Source organism: Altericroceibacterium indicum (assembly GCF_009828105.1).
Classification (GTDB): domain Bacteria; phylum Pseudomonadota; class Alphaproteobacteria; order Sphingomonadales; family Sphingomonadaceae; genus Altericroceibacterium; species Altericroceibacterium indicum.
Map to the genome: position 1 here is coordinate 401953 of NZ_WTYQ01000002.1, position 12433 is coordinate 414385.

General features: G+C 56.8%; 11 protein-coding genes. 6 read left to right on the top strand and 5 right to left on the bottom strand.

The features are described from left to right. Position 1: 1 nt before the first annotated feature. From GRI39_RS06765 to GRI39_RS06775, 3 genes are read left to right on the top strand one after another with little or no spacing between them, the layout of a single operon-like run. Entirely contained in the window at positions 2 to 658 is a 657-nt protein-coding gene (locus GRI39_RS06765) for an HAD-IA family hydrolase (protein ID WP_160738940.1), read from the top strand. After that, complete coding sequence (locus tag GRI39_RS06770) at positions 651 to 863, top strand: hypothetical protein (RefSeq protein WP_160738941.1); 213 nt, start codon at positions 651 to 653, stop codon at positions 861 to 863. Before GRI39_RS06765 ends, GRI39_RS06770 begins: the two co-directional genes overlap by 8 nt. Beyond that, a complete protein-coding gene (locus GRI39_RS06775) occupies positions 854 to 1558 on the top strand; it encodes an ATP12 family chaperone protein (RefSeq protein ID WP_246204938.1) in 705 nt (234 codons plus the stop codon). The genes GRI39_RS06770 and GRI39_RS06775 overlap by 10 nt, the downstream gene beginning before the upstream one ends. Positions 1559 to 1690: 132 nt before the next feature. Here the strand turns inward: GRI39_RS06775 and GRI39_RS06780 are convergent, their stop codons facing one another. Genes GRI39_RS06780 through GRI39_RS06795 form a run of 4 tightly spaced genes read right to left on the bottom strand, consistent with a single transcriptional unit; the run spans position 1691 to position 5381 of the window. Further along, the gene (locus GRI39_RS06780) at positions 1691 to 2278 is read right to left on the bottom strand and encodes an ABC-type transport auxiliary lipoprotein family protein (protein ID WP_246204939.1); all 588 of its coding nucleotides are present in this window, start codon (positions 2276 to 2278) and stop codon (positions 1691 to 1693) included. Between the two features lie 32 nt (positions 2279 to 2310). Continuing rightward, on the bottom strand, positions 2311 to 3249 hold the full coding sequence (locus GRI39_RS06785; protein WP_160738943.1) for an MlaD family protein: 939 nt from the start codon (positions 3247 to 3249) through the stop codon (positions 2311 to 2313). An 18-nt stretch (positions 3250 to 3267) separates the two neighbouring features. Then, positions 3268 to 4272: an ABC transporter ATP-binding protein gene (locus GRI39_RS06790; protein ID WP_160739244.1), complete on the bottom strand. Its 1005-nt coding sequence runs from the start codon at positions 4270 to 4272 to the stop codon at positions 3268 to 3270. Beyond that, positions 4272 to 5381 (bottom strand): ABC transporter permease, encoded by a 1110-nt coding sequence (locus tag GRI39_RS06795; RefSeq protein WP_160738944.1) that lies wholly within the window; start codon positions 5379 to 5381, stop codon positions 4272 to 4274. The genes GRI39_RS06790 and GRI39_RS06795 overlap by 1 nt, the downstream gene beginning before the upstream one ends. Before the next feature lie 90 nt (positions 5382 to 5471). Between GRI39_RS06795 and GRI39_RS06800 the strand changes: the two genes are divergently transcribed. The 3 genes from GRI39_RS06800 to GRI39_RS06810 all read left to right on the top strand — a co-directional run bounded on the left by GRI39_RS06800 (position 5472) and on the right by GRI39_RS06810 (position 10613). Further along, positions 5472 to 8267, top strand: a complete 2796-nt coding sequence (locus GRI39_RS06800) for a valine--tRNA ligase (protein WP_160738945.1) — start codon at positions 5472 to 5474, stop codon at positions 8265 to 8267. A gap of 160 nt (positions 8268 to 8427) precedes the next feature. Continuing rightward, a complete protein-coding gene (locus GRI39_RS06805) occupies positions 8428 to 9162 on the top strand; it encodes a 7-carboxy-7-deazaguanine synthase QueE (protein WP_160738946.1) in 735 nt (244 codons plus the stop codon). Further along, complete coding sequence (locus GRI39_RS06810) at positions 9159 to 10613, top strand: MATE family efflux transporter (protein WP_160738947.1); 1455 nt, start codon at positions 9159 to 9161, stop codon at positions 10611 to 10613. The genes GRI39_RS06805 and GRI39_RS06810 overlap by 4 nt, the downstream gene beginning before the upstream one ends. A gap of 37 nt (positions 10614 to 10650) precedes the next feature. Here the strand turns inward: GRI39_RS06810 and GRI39_RS06815 are convergent, their stop codons facing one another. Next, on the bottom strand, positions 10651 to 12336 hold the full coding sequence (locus tag GRI39_RS06815) for an ATP-binding protein (protein ID WP_160738948.1): 1686 nt from the start codon (positions 12334 to 12336) through the stop codon (positions 10651 to 10653). Positions 12337 to 12433: the final 97 nt, after the last annotated feature.

The window sequence follows — 12433 nt, forward strand, 5'->3', positions numbered from 1 at the left end:
CATGAGCATTCGCCTCGCCGTTTTTGATTGCGACGGGACTTTGGTGGACGGGCAGGCCGCAGTTTGCACGGCGATGGAATGTGCCTTTGCAGAAAACGCCCTGCCCGCGCCTGACAGGCATGATGTTCGGCGGATTGTCGGCCTCAGCCTGCCGCAAGCCATCCGCTTGCTGGCCCCCTTTGCGGAAAGCGAAACACAGGCAAATATTGTTGAGGCCTATAAATCTGCCTTCCGGCAGGCGCGGTTGGAGGGCTCTTTACGCGAACCATTGTTCGACGGAATCGAAGCACTGTTGCGCGATCTTCATAAAACCGGTTGGGTACTGGGCGTGGCGACCGGCAAATCGGATCGCGGCCTGAAGAGCTGCCTTGCGACCCATGGCCTCAGCGATCTTTTCACTACACTGCAAACGGCTGATCGCCACCCATCCAAACCCAACCCGGAAATGCTGGAAGCCGCCATGGCAGAAGGCTTTGCCCTCGCCCCTGATACAGTGATGGTCGGAGACACGGTGTATGACATCGAAATGGCCAAAGCGATTGGCGTGCGGGCCATTGGTGTATCTTGGGGTTATCATGAAGAAGCCGAGCTTCTTGCTGCCGGCGCTGTTGCCGTAGCCCAGAACGCAACCGAATTAGGAGAATTGATCCGTGGCTGATCCTGCCAAGGGCCGTTTTTTCATCATCGCATTGGTCCGGCTTGTGGGCATTGCCCTCATCCTCATCGCCCTGATGATTGATTACAAGGAAATCTCCGCTCCGATTGAAGTGGCCTATGTCCTGGCGGGTCTTGGCATTCTCGTCATGTTTGGCGGAACGCGCTATCTCGCTCGTAAATGGCGCAGTGGGGGCGGATGCCATTGAAACGTTTCTACAAAATTGTCGGTGTAACGCAGGTTGATAACGGCCATCAGGTCACGCTGGATGGGCGCGGTATAAAGACTTCAGCCGGTGCGGCACAGATTGTCCCTTCAGCCGAACTGGCACAGCACCTTGCCGCTGAATGGGACGCACAAGGCGAAAAGCTCGATCCTGCCACATTCATCCTGCGCGACCTTGCCGATTACGCTATCGACATCATCGGCCCTGAGCGGGACACGGTTATCGCCAAAATACTGACCTTCGGCGAAAGCGATACGCTTTGCTATCGCGGTGAACCCGATGATGCGCTGTTTGAACGGCAGGAAAAGCAATGGGAACCGCTTGTCACGCAGGCTGAACAGCGCCACCAAATCCGTTTTGAACGGATCAGCGGCGTTATTCACCGCCCCCAGCCGATTAATAGCCTCAAGACCTTACGCGATGTGGTGGCCCAGCATGATGATTTCACGCTATCCGCCTTGCAGACCTGTTCTTCCATTGCAGCATCGCTGATCGTCGGCCTGGCAGCGCTGGAGGATGGCGCTGACGCCGAAGCCCTCTTCACCATTTCCAATCTGGAAGAAGACTGGCAGGCTGAATTATGGGGTTGGGAAGCTGAAGCGGCACAAACCCGCGCTGCACGGCTGAAGTCTTTCACCCAAGCGGCCGATTTCGCACGGCTCGTTCGGCAGGGCTGAAAACATACACCCTGTCTGTGTTCAGATGAGCAGGTGAGAGGCAGTTATATGCCCACAGCCTATGACCCGCCTGCCTGTATCGCCGCCCCCACTGCGCTATTTGCAAAGTGGGGGCAGCCGATCATCCAATAATCAGCCGACCCACTCTGCAACCTGATTGGCCACATCATTGGCAGCAGTGTTCAGGGCAGGGCCGACATGCTCCACATCGGCCTTGATTCCCGGTTGCACGCTTTCAAAACGGCGCGTCAGAATCTCGCCCTTCTTGTTCTGCAAGGTCGCATCAAAACGCACAACAACGCTTTGTGTTGGGACATCAAAGCCCATTTCCAGCAATTGGCCAGAGAGACGCGTAGGCGCACCAGCCTGCAACTCTGCGTTACTGACAACCAGACGATTGCCTTTTGCCTGAATCGTTTCTGACAATAACCGGGAGAACAGCGTCGTTGGATTATCAACCCAGAACGCATCCTTGAGATAAGCAAGGCTGGATGCATTCACTTGGACAGGCACACGATTCACATTGAGTTCCTGCGACGCAGTGATCCCCATAATGGCAATAGCCGCGCTCTTGGTGCCGATCGTCGACGCACCCGCCGGAGCGAGTTTTGCCGGGGTTAGCGTCAACAGGCTGTCCGGCGGATCTTTGCCAAAGCTGATGCAGCCAGCAAGCGCCAGCGCAGCCGAAGCCATTACGATCCCGCGAAAAACGGACTTCATGCCATCCTTGCCAGTCATGCCCCGAAAACCTCTCACTTCTTGTAATCCGGCAGCTTCGTCCCGCCAAGCAGCGAGCCAGCGCCCTGATTGTTGATCTTCTCAGTCACCTTGCGCAGCGCTTCGCTCGTTTCACGCAGATCGCGCAATGTGGCCTCTGCGGCAGGCAATGTCTGGCTATTGAATTGCTTGGCAGCCGGCGTGGTTTCATCCAGCGTTGCCCGAAGTGCATCAGATGTCTTGCGCGCGGAAGCCAGCGTCTTGCGCAATTCATCAGCAACCGATGCACCGTCCTTATTGATCACGTCATTCGTTGTATTGAGTGTGGTTTCAAACGCAGCCAAGGTCTTGGTGGCTTGGTCCAGCGTCCCCTGCAATTCCGTCAGCGTATTTTTGATCTGTGGTGTCGCATCGGCCAACCCATCGCTAATTCGCGCTGTATTGGCGAGAATCTTCTGGATCGACGCCTGATTTTCGTCAGACAGAGTCTTGGTGAGCCGCTCAGTCAAAGTCGCCAGCCGTTCAAGCAACAATGGTGCACTGGCAAGAATTTCACCCAGACCACCCGGCTTTGTCGGGATGACCGGAACACCTTCTGGCCCCGGCTCCAAAATCGGCGGAGCGCCCTTTACGGCACCATCAAGCAGGATGGTCGAAACTCCGGTAAAGCTGCCCTGAATAGTAGCCGTAGTGCCTTGTACGATGGGAATCTCCCGCCGCACGCTGATGCGCACGCGGACATATTCAGGATCTTTCTCCCACAGATCAATATCTTTCACCTGACCTGCCGGAACGCCGGAAAATGTCACTTCCGAACCATTCGCTAAACCGCCAACCGATTGTGCGAAGAAGATGTCATATTCCTTGCGGTCCTGCGTGCCCAGCTGTGCAAGCCAGACGACAAACGCCGCCAGCCCTGCCAGCAGCACCAGCGTCACCGCGCCGACCCAGATATGGTTTGCCCGCGTTTCCATTAGCTTGCCCTATGCCCTTTAGCTTGCATCATTGTCTATGGCCTTACTCTTTGCGGCCAGATCCTGCGCGCCATCATCTGTGTCAACGTCTGACATCGCTTCACGTTTCGCCCCGGATTGCGTTCCCGCTTCTGAGGCGTTGTTTTTGAGCTTGTGTTCGCTGCGATCATGACTTTCAGATGCAGCCCGGCTCCTGGGACCGTTAAAATATTCCTGAATCCACGGATGATCGGTTTCCAGCAATTCCGGGATCGTGCCAACGGCGATAACTTTCTTATCAGCCAATACAGCCACACGATCACAGATCGCATAAAGCGTATCAAGGTCGTGCGTGATGAGAAAGACCGTGAGGCCCAGAGTATCGGTCAACTCACGGGTCAGCTCGTCAAATTTGGCAGCCCCCACCGGATCAAGGCCAGCGGTCGGTTCATCCAGAAACAACAGGGCCGGATCAATGGCCAAAGCGCGAGCAAGGCCAGCGCGTTTTTTCATACCACCGGAGAGTTCCGCCGGATATTTGCTTGCTGCCTCTTCCGGCAGGCCGGACAGGACTACCTTGTAACGGGCAATTTCCTGGCGCAATTCCTCGGAAATTTCCGGATAGAATTGCTTGATCGGTACTTCGACATTCTCCCCCACGGTGAGGGTTGAGAACAGAGCGCCGCCCTGAAACAACACACCCCAACGCGAACGAACGCCGATTTCTTCGTCCGGTTCAGCCTCGGTGATCGAGCGGCCAAATACCTTGATTGTCCCTGCATCAGGAATTTGCAGCCCGATGATGGAGCGCATCAGCACCGATTTGCCGGTACCAGACCCGCCCACGACACCCAGAATTTCGCCTCGCTTTACTTTCAGCGAAAGGTCTTCATGCACATTTTGTGAGCCGAAACTGTTGCGCAATCCTTCGATCACGATCGGATAATCGCTGTCAAAATCGGTTGCGCCTTCAATCAGGGTCTCATCATGAACCTGTTGCTCAATCTCTTCGCGCAGCGTGTCGTCAGTGTGAGTCTCGTCCATCATGCCCAACCAATCTCACTGAAGAACACGGCGAAGAAGGCATCGAGCACGATAACCATAAAGATCCCCAGCACCACCGCCTGGGTTGTTCTCAGCCCCACCTGTTCTGCATCGCCCTTCACCTGCATCCCCTGATAACAGCCGGAAAGAGCAACAATCAGGCCAAAAACAGGCGCTTTGATAAGGCCGACCCACAAATCATATGTCGGCACAACTTCCTGAATGCGGGACAGGAAGGTGAGGAACGGAATATCCAGCGTCAGATCAGCTACAAACGCGCCGCCGACAATCGCCACCATGCATGAAAAGAATCCGAGCAACGGCATCATCAGAACCGCTGCCAGAACCCGCGGGATAATCAGCGCCTCCATCGGGGAAACGCCAATAGTCCGCATCGCGTCCACCTCTTCAGTGAGCTTCATCGTGCCAAGCTGCGCGGCGAAGGCAGAACCAGAGCGGCCAGCCACCATGATCGCGGTCATCAAAACACCCAATTCGCGCAAGGCCAGCCGACCGGTGAGATTGATGGTGTAAATCTCGGCACCGAACTGCTTGAGCTGCGCGGCGCCCTGCTGGGCAATCACGATGCCGATCAGAAAGCTCATCAGCCCGATAATGCCGAGCGAAGACACGCCAACCACTTCCAACTGGCGCACCAAGGCTTTGAAGCGAAAACGCGAAGGGTGGCGAATCAAAGTGCCGAAGGACGATATGATCGCCCCCAGGAAGCCAACAACCGAAGTAACCCCCCAGCCAAGATCGACGACCTTATCGCCCACTTCCGCCGGCACGCGCTCCAGCGCTCTTAACCGGGGCGGTGCGAGAGGTGCAGTGCTAGCGCTTTCTTCCACTGCAGCAATAAGCCGCTTCGCCTGATCGCTGGCGTTGATGATTTCGGCATCTTTATCGCGCGCGAAGCGCATAATCACCCAGGCACCAACCGTATCGATCGAATCTACCTGAGCCAGATCAACGCTTTGCACAGAATCATCATAGTCGCGCAGCTTGCGGTCAACCACCGCAATGCTCGCAATAGTAAGGGGGCCTTGCAGCGTAACGCAGTTACGACCGCCCCCCTCTTCGACAGTAAAATCAGCCCATTCACGCATCATTACGTGCTATGATCTGAAATTGAGGCATCCACAAGGCAAACAACGAGTTGCCCTAAGCCAGTCGCGCTGGCAAAGGCTTTGGCCATTATGACCAGCCAGCTTGATACCACATTCGACCCCGCCTCCATTGAAACGCGGTGGTATACCCATTGGGAAGAAAACGGGCTGTTCCGTCCGGAACGCCCAGATGCGACACCCTTTACGATTGTAAACCCTCCCCCGAATGTGACCGGCTCGCTCCATATCGGCCATGCGCTTGATAACACATTACAAGACATTGTGATCCGCTATGAGCGATTAAAAGGCAAAGATGCCCTGTGGGTGGTCGGGACAGACCATGCCGGCATCGCCACGCAGATGGTTGTGGAGCGCAATCTTGAATCCCAAGGGATCAAGCGCGCCGAGATCGGGCGCGAGGCTTTTCTCAAACATGTCTGGGAATGGAAAGAGCAATCCGGCGGCACCATCACCCGCCAGATGCGCCGCCTTGGCTGCTCCATGGACTGGAGCCGCGAACAGTTCACCATGGATGAACATTTCTCCAAGGCGGTGATCAAGGTTTTCGTCGATCTTTATAATAAGGGCCTGATTTACCGCGATAAGCGGCTGGTCAATTGGGACCCCAAGCTGAAAACCGCCATTTCCGATCTCGAAGTCGAGACACGCGATGTGAAAAGCGGTTTCTGGCACTTCAAATATCCGCTGGCAGACGGCGTGACGCTGGATGATGGCCGCAATTATATTGAAGTGGCCACCACGCGCCCTGAAACCATGCTCGCTGATATGGCCGTGGCGGTACATCCGGAAGATGAGCGTTATGCCTCCGTCATCGGCAAGGAAATTCTCCAGCCGATCACCGGACGCCGCTTCAAGATTGTTGCGGATGAACATGCTGACCCGGAACTTGGCTCAGGTGCGGTGAAGATCACGCCGGGGCACGATTTCAACGATTTCGATGTTGGCAAACGCGCCGGGATCAAACCGGCTGACATGCTCAACATGCTCGACGCAGAGGCGTGTGTTGTCCAGACAGCGGATGGTCTGGTGCCGGAAGAATTTCTCGGTCTGGACCGTTTCGATGCCCGTAAGCTGGTGGTTGAGCGGATGAAGGAAGCTGGTTTCCTCATCCCGCACATCACCAAAAACAAGGATGGCGAAGAAGAACTGCACGACGCAGAACCGCGCACGGTCGCCACACCATTCGGTGATCGCGGCGGTGTGGTGATCGAGCCATGGCTGACCGATCAATGGTATGTCGATGCCGAAACGCTTGCCCAACCACCCATGCAGGCGGTGCGTGACGGGCGGATCGAAATCGTCCCCAAAACTTGGGAAAAGACTTTCTTCAACTGGATGGAAAACATCCAGCCCTGGTGCGTCAGCCGCCAGCTCTGGTGGGGCCATCAGATCCCGGCCTGGTTCACCGAAGATGGCGAAGTCTTCGTCGCTGAGACAGAAGAAGAAGCCTACGCCCTCTATCGTCATTCCGAACAAGCCAATCGTCATTCCCGCGCAGGCGGGAATCCAGCAGACACGGCTGAAATGGATTCCCACCTTCGTGGGAATGACGAAGGAAAGCTGACCCGCGATTCAGACGTTCTCGACACGTGGTTCTCTTCCGCCCTCTGGCCCTTCGGCACACTTGGCTGGCCGGATGACACGGAACTGGTCCGCAAACATTACCCCAATGACCTGCTGATCTCAGGCTTTGACATTCTGTTCTTCTGGGATGCGCGCATGGCGATGCAGGGGATGGAGTTCATGGGCGAAGTGCCGTGGAAGCGGCTCTATCTCCATGGGCTGGTGCGTGCAGCCGATGGGCAGAAAATGTCCAAATCCAAGGGCAATGTCGTCGATCCGCTGACCCTGATCGACCAATATGGCGCCGATGCGCTGCGCTTCTTCATGGCCTCGATGGAAAGTCAGGGCCGCGATGTGAAGATGGATGAACGCCGCGTTGAAGGCTATCGCAACTTCGCAACCAAGCTATGGAACGCCACACGCTTCTGCCAGTCCAATGGCATTACCGCCAGCAGCAGCGTTGCCGCGCCAGAAGCCAAACTCGCTGCCAATCAGTGGATCATCGGCGAAGTGGTCAAAACCGCTGAAGCGCTCGACAAGGCGATGGCCGATCTGCGCTTCGACGCCGCCGCCAACACCATTTATCAGTTCACATGGGCGACCTTCTGCGATTGGTATCTCGAACTGATCAAGCCGGTGTTCCAGGGTGATCCCGATGCCATGCCGGCGAAGGAAACCCGCGCGGTGGCTGGCTGGGCGCTCGATCAGATCCTCGTGATGCTGCACCCCTTCATGCCCTTCATCACTGAAGAATTGTGGCATGCTCAGGGTGAGCGAGAATATGAGCTGATTTTGGCCAAATGGCCCGCTCCGGAAGCGCAGGTGGATCAGTCTGCCATTGATGCGATTGACTGGGTGATTCAGCTTACCACCGCCGTTCGCGCCGCCAAGAATGAGCTGGGTATTTCTCCCGGTGCCAAGCTGGCTGCCTTCTGCCCGGAGCCGTCCGATCTCGCCAAGAGCGTGATGGAACGCAGCGCTGCGGCTGTCGAACGCCTCGCCCGCCTGACGCCAGTCGAATTTGGTGATGCCCCAGCAGGTGCCGCCATGCAGATTGCCGCTGGAACGGATGCCTTTATCATCCCGCTCGACGGTGTGATTGACGTGGAAGCCGAGAAAGCCCGCCTGACCAAAGCCAAAGCTGCGGCTGAAAAGGAACGCGATTCTCTCGCCAAACGGCTCGATAACCCGAAATTCGTCGAAAAGGCCAAGCCCGAAGCGGTGGAAAAGGCCAGAGCCGATTACGATCAGCACAATGCCGAAGCCCTGCGCCTTGAAGCGGCTTTGACACGTTTGGGCTAATGAAGACACGCCCCAACCAAATCCTCGTCACCCTCGCGAAGGCGGGGGGCCAGAACGGACTGTACTGGTCTTCCCTGGATTCCCGCCTGCGCGGGAATGACGATAGCGGCTTGGGGAATGAAGATACTTGGTCGGGCGAACCCACAATTGAACGGAACACATGCCCTTAACACTCGCCACCACCACACCGGGTGAACCGGAAATCTTCGCCTCGCTGCAAGGCGAAGGGCCGAGCATGGGCAAGCCTTGCACCTTCATTCGTCTGTCGCGCTGCAATCTCGCCTGCGAATGGTGTGACACGGCCTACACCTGGCATTTCGAAGGCGATAATCGCCCTCATCGCCGCGACCCGACCTATGCCCGCGCGGCCAACCAGCTCACTTTGAACGAAGATGACGCCGCCCGGCGGGTTGCCTCTTTCGGGCAGGACCGGTTGATTATCACTGGCGGTGAACCCCTGCTTCAAGGCCCCGGCCTTGCCCGGATGCTGGCACATTTGCCCGGTATCATCGTCGAAATCGAAACCAATGGCAGCGTTGCGCCCCACGCTGCGCTCGATCCGCTGGTCAGCCAATATAATGTCAGCCCCAAGCTTGCCCATTCAGGCAACCCTGCTGAATTGGCGCTTATTCCCGAACGGCTGATACATTGGGCGCAAGAACCGCGCGCCACGTTCAAATTCGTGATCGCTGAGCCGGAAGATGTCGCGCAAGTGCTCGACCTTCAGCGCGACTATGCCATCCCTCGAAGCAAGATCATGCTGATGGCCGAAGGCACAGACGCCCAGACACTGGAGCAGCGCGAGAGCTGGCTGGCAGAAATCTGCATTTCGGAGAAATTGACTCTGTCCAAGCGCTTGCACATTCGCTTGTTTGGCGACACTAGAGGGACATGAGCGAACAAGCAGCGCGTGCCCCCATGCGGGGCGATCTGACCCAAGGGCCTATCCTGCGCACGCTGGTGCTTTTCAGCTTACCCACTTTGCTGAGCAATTCTCTGCAATCGCTCAGTGGTACGGCCAATTCCATCTGGGTTGGCCGCCTGATAGGTGAAGAAGCGCTGGCAGCCACGGCCAACGCCAATATCATCATGTTCCTGATTTCGGCTGCGGCTTTTGGTTTCGGCATGGCTGGCACGGTCAAGATCGGCCAACGATATGGGGCGCATAATCTGGATGGTGCGCGGCGCACATTCGGCACAGCCGTCGGCTTCTGTTTCCTCTTGTCATTGATCGTGTCCGCCATTGGCTGGATCACTGCGCCATGGCTGCTTGATGCGCTGGAAACGCCGGGCGGTGCCTGGCAATTGGCGCTCGATTATCTCAGGATGATCTTTGTCGCCATGCCGGTAGTGATGGTGTCGGTCATCTTGAGCATGGGCCTGCGCGGCGCGGGTGATTCGCGCACGCCGTTGATGTTCATGGGGCTGACCGTGCTGCTGGACATCATCTTCAACCCCATGCTGATTTCCGGCTTTGGCCCCTTCCCCAAGCTGGGAATCCTGGGTTCGGCTCTTTCCACCGTGATCGCCAATGTCATCTCCTTTGTGGCGATGGTGGCCTATGTTTACGCCAAGGATATCCCGCTGCGCCTGCGCGGGGCAGAACTCCGCTATCTCATTCCTGACCGGGAAGAACTGCGCTTCATCATTGCCAAAGGCGTGCCGATGGGCGCGCAAATGCTGTTGATGTCAGCTGCCGGAATTATCGTGGTGGGCCTCGTCAACCGCGAAGGCCTGCTGATGACGGCAGCTTACGGCGCGGCAATGCAATTGTTCACCTACATTCAGATGCCTGCCATGGCGATCGGCGGCGCAGTATCGGCCATGGCCGCGCAATATATCGGCGCCTCGCAATGGGACCGGCTGGACAAGCTCACCCGCGCCGGACTGCTGGTCAATCTGGTGATGACCGGTTTCCTCACCGTCATCCTCCTGGTATTCGATGAAGCCGCTCTCAAGCTGTTCCTCGGTTCGGATAGCCCTGCCGTTGCCATAGGTCGCCACATTCAATTGATCGCCAGTTGGAACTTCATCCTGTTTGGCATGACCATGGTATTCACGGCCACGATGCGTGCAGGCGGGGTGGTGATGGTGCCGCTCGTCATTCTGGGCATCGCGCTCTATCCGGTGCGCCTTGGCTTCTATTACCTCACCTACGACTGGCTCGGCTCTGACGCGATCTGGATTTCCTTCCCGGTCGGTGCTGTTGTCGCCTTGATCATGGCATGGTGGTTTTACCGCCGCCCCGGCTGGCGGCAACGGGCCATGGCCGAAAGCGAAGAAGAGGCGAAGGAACAATGCAATGCCGACGGGGAGCCCGCCGGGCGCTTTGCTCCCAATATGTAATCGAACTTCAGGGGGAGCGGCTTACTTCCCCCGAAGATCATTTGCCCTGACTGCGCCAGCGATGCACAATCCGGTCGAGCGACTCCATATCGCTCCCAGGCTCTCGCCAACGGCTTGAAAAGCTGGGGTCTTCAGATGCCGGGCGCTTGGCTTCTTCCAGATCATCAAACGCCACTCGCACCGGCACGGTCACGCCCTCCCCGCAGATAATACACTCGCGATTGCGCAGCGAAGCGATGGTATCGAGAAACCCTCGCGCACCTTCTGGCATGGCCGCACGCACAAAGGTCTGATCGCGATCATTGTTGAGCCGCATCGAAATAATCGTGCCGCATTGCGACAGCACTCCTTCGGCAAGGTCAGACGGGCGCTGTGTAATCAGTCCCAGGGAAATCCCGTATTTCCGGCCTTCCTTGGCAATGCGTGACAGCACCCGGCCCACTGAACTGCCATCGGCATTACGTTCATTGGGCACATAACGATGCGCCTCCTCGCACACCAGCAGCAGCGGGCTGGTACCCTCCTTCCGGCCCCAAATGGCAAAGTCGAACATCAAGCGGCTGAGCACGGCCACCACCGTCGTGGTGATGTCAGAGGGGACACCAGACACATCGATAATCGAAATCGGCTTGCCAGAACTTGGCATACGGAAAATCTTGCCGAGAAACTTGGTCATCGTATCGCCGACCAACATGCCGGAAAACATGAAGCTGTAACGCGGATCGCTCTTCAACTCGTCAATCTTGGACTTGATACGCAGATAAGGTACCGAGGAGGTTGCCTTTTCCAACTGGCCCATTTCATCCTGCAGATATTTGGTCAGGTCAGACAGCAAATAGGGGATGGGCGAATCCACTGTGACCTTGCCCAGAGTTTCCGCCAGCCGGTTTTTCGCCCGTGCTTTCAACAGGCATTTTGCCAGAATATCAGCATCTTCCTGCCGGCTATCTCCTGATGATGTGAGGAAGGCTTCACAATGTTCTTCAAAATTCATCAGCCAATAAGGCATCTGCAAATTGTCGACGTCGAAGATTTCTCCCGTATCGCGGAAAGCGGCTGAATATTCACCGTGAGGATCGATCATCACGATGTGACCTTCAGGCGAGCTTTCGCAAATCCTGTGGAGGATCAGCGCAGCGGCCGTCGATTTGCCTGTGCCCGTAGAGCCCAGCAGGGCGAAATGCTTGCCCAGCATCGCATCAATATAGACCCCGGCGCGGATATCGCTGGTCGGATACACTGTCCCAACCTGAATCGATGATCGCCCGTCAGACGCATAAATTTGCCGCATATCCGAATTGCTGGTGGGATAGACCGGTGATCCGGCCCTCGGGAATCGCGTGACGCCGCGCCGGAAGCGCTGCAAGCTTTCATCGGCTTCTCCCAGAAAGTCGATATTGGCGAGGACACCATGCCGACCTTCATGGCTGCCCTGTATCTGATCCCGCAGATTGGCGACAACCCAGCCTCTGTCACAACGAATTTTGACCTGTGTGCCGACCTGCCCTGCCTGCGCCAGAGTACTGTCTGGATGGGCCGCATATTCTCGCAAACGCTCCATATCGAGGAAAATGCGGGAACCACTACCCGATACATCCAGCACCGATCCGATGGGCTCTCCAAGAGCAGCGCCTTCTGAAGCGGGGGTAAAACTAGACCCGCTCGCTGCGAATGGCCCTTCGCCCGAAGCATTTCCGGGTGAGGATTCTCCCAATTCCGTCATGTCGCGTCCCTGATCTTATCCGCTCGAAAACACGAGCAAGTCTCGGAGCACTATAGGGAATTTTACGTTAAGAAGCTGTCAACACAGCGCCGCATGA

Coding starts and splice junctions, on each gene's coding strand:
- GRI39_RS06800 (WP_160738945.1), top strand. CDS start 5,472: ATGACCAGCCAGCTTGATACCACATTCGACCCCGCCTCCATTGAAACG.
- GRI39_RS06815 (WP_160738948.1), bottom strand. CDS start 12,336: ATGACGGAATTGGGAGAATCCTCACCCGGAAATGCTTCGGGCGAAGGG.
- GRI39_RS06765 (WP_160738940.1), top strand. CDS start 2: ATGAGCATTCGCCTCGCCGTTTTTGATTGCGACGGGACTTTGGTGGAC.
- GRI39_RS06805 (WP_160738946.1), top strand. CDS start 8,428: ATGCCCTTAACACTCGCCACCACCACACCGGGTGAACCGGAAATCTTC.
- GRI39_RS06775 (WP_246204938.1), top strand. CDS start 854: ATGCCATTGAAACGTTTCTACAAAATTGTCGGTGTAACGCAGGTTGAT.
- GRI39_RS06810 (WP_160738947.1), top strand. CDS start 9,159: ATGAGCGAACAAGCAGCGCGTGCCCCCATGCGGGGCGATCTGACCCAA.
- GRI39_RS06780 (WP_246204939.1), bottom strand. CDS start 2,278: ATGAAGTCCGTTTTTCGCGGGATCGTAATGGCTTCGGCTGCGCTGGCG.
- GRI39_RS06790 (WP_160739244.1), bottom strand. CDS start 4,272: ATGGACGAGACTCACACTGACGACACGCTGCGCGAAGAGATTGAGCAA.
- GRI39_RS06795 (WP_160738944.1), bottom strand. CDS start 5,381: ATGCGTGAATGGGCTGATTTTACTGTCGAAGAGGGGGGCGGTCGTAAC.
- GRI39_RS06785 (WP_160738943.1), bottom strand. CDS start 3,249: ATGGAAACGCGGGCAAACCATATCTGGGTCGGCGCGGTGACGCTGGTG.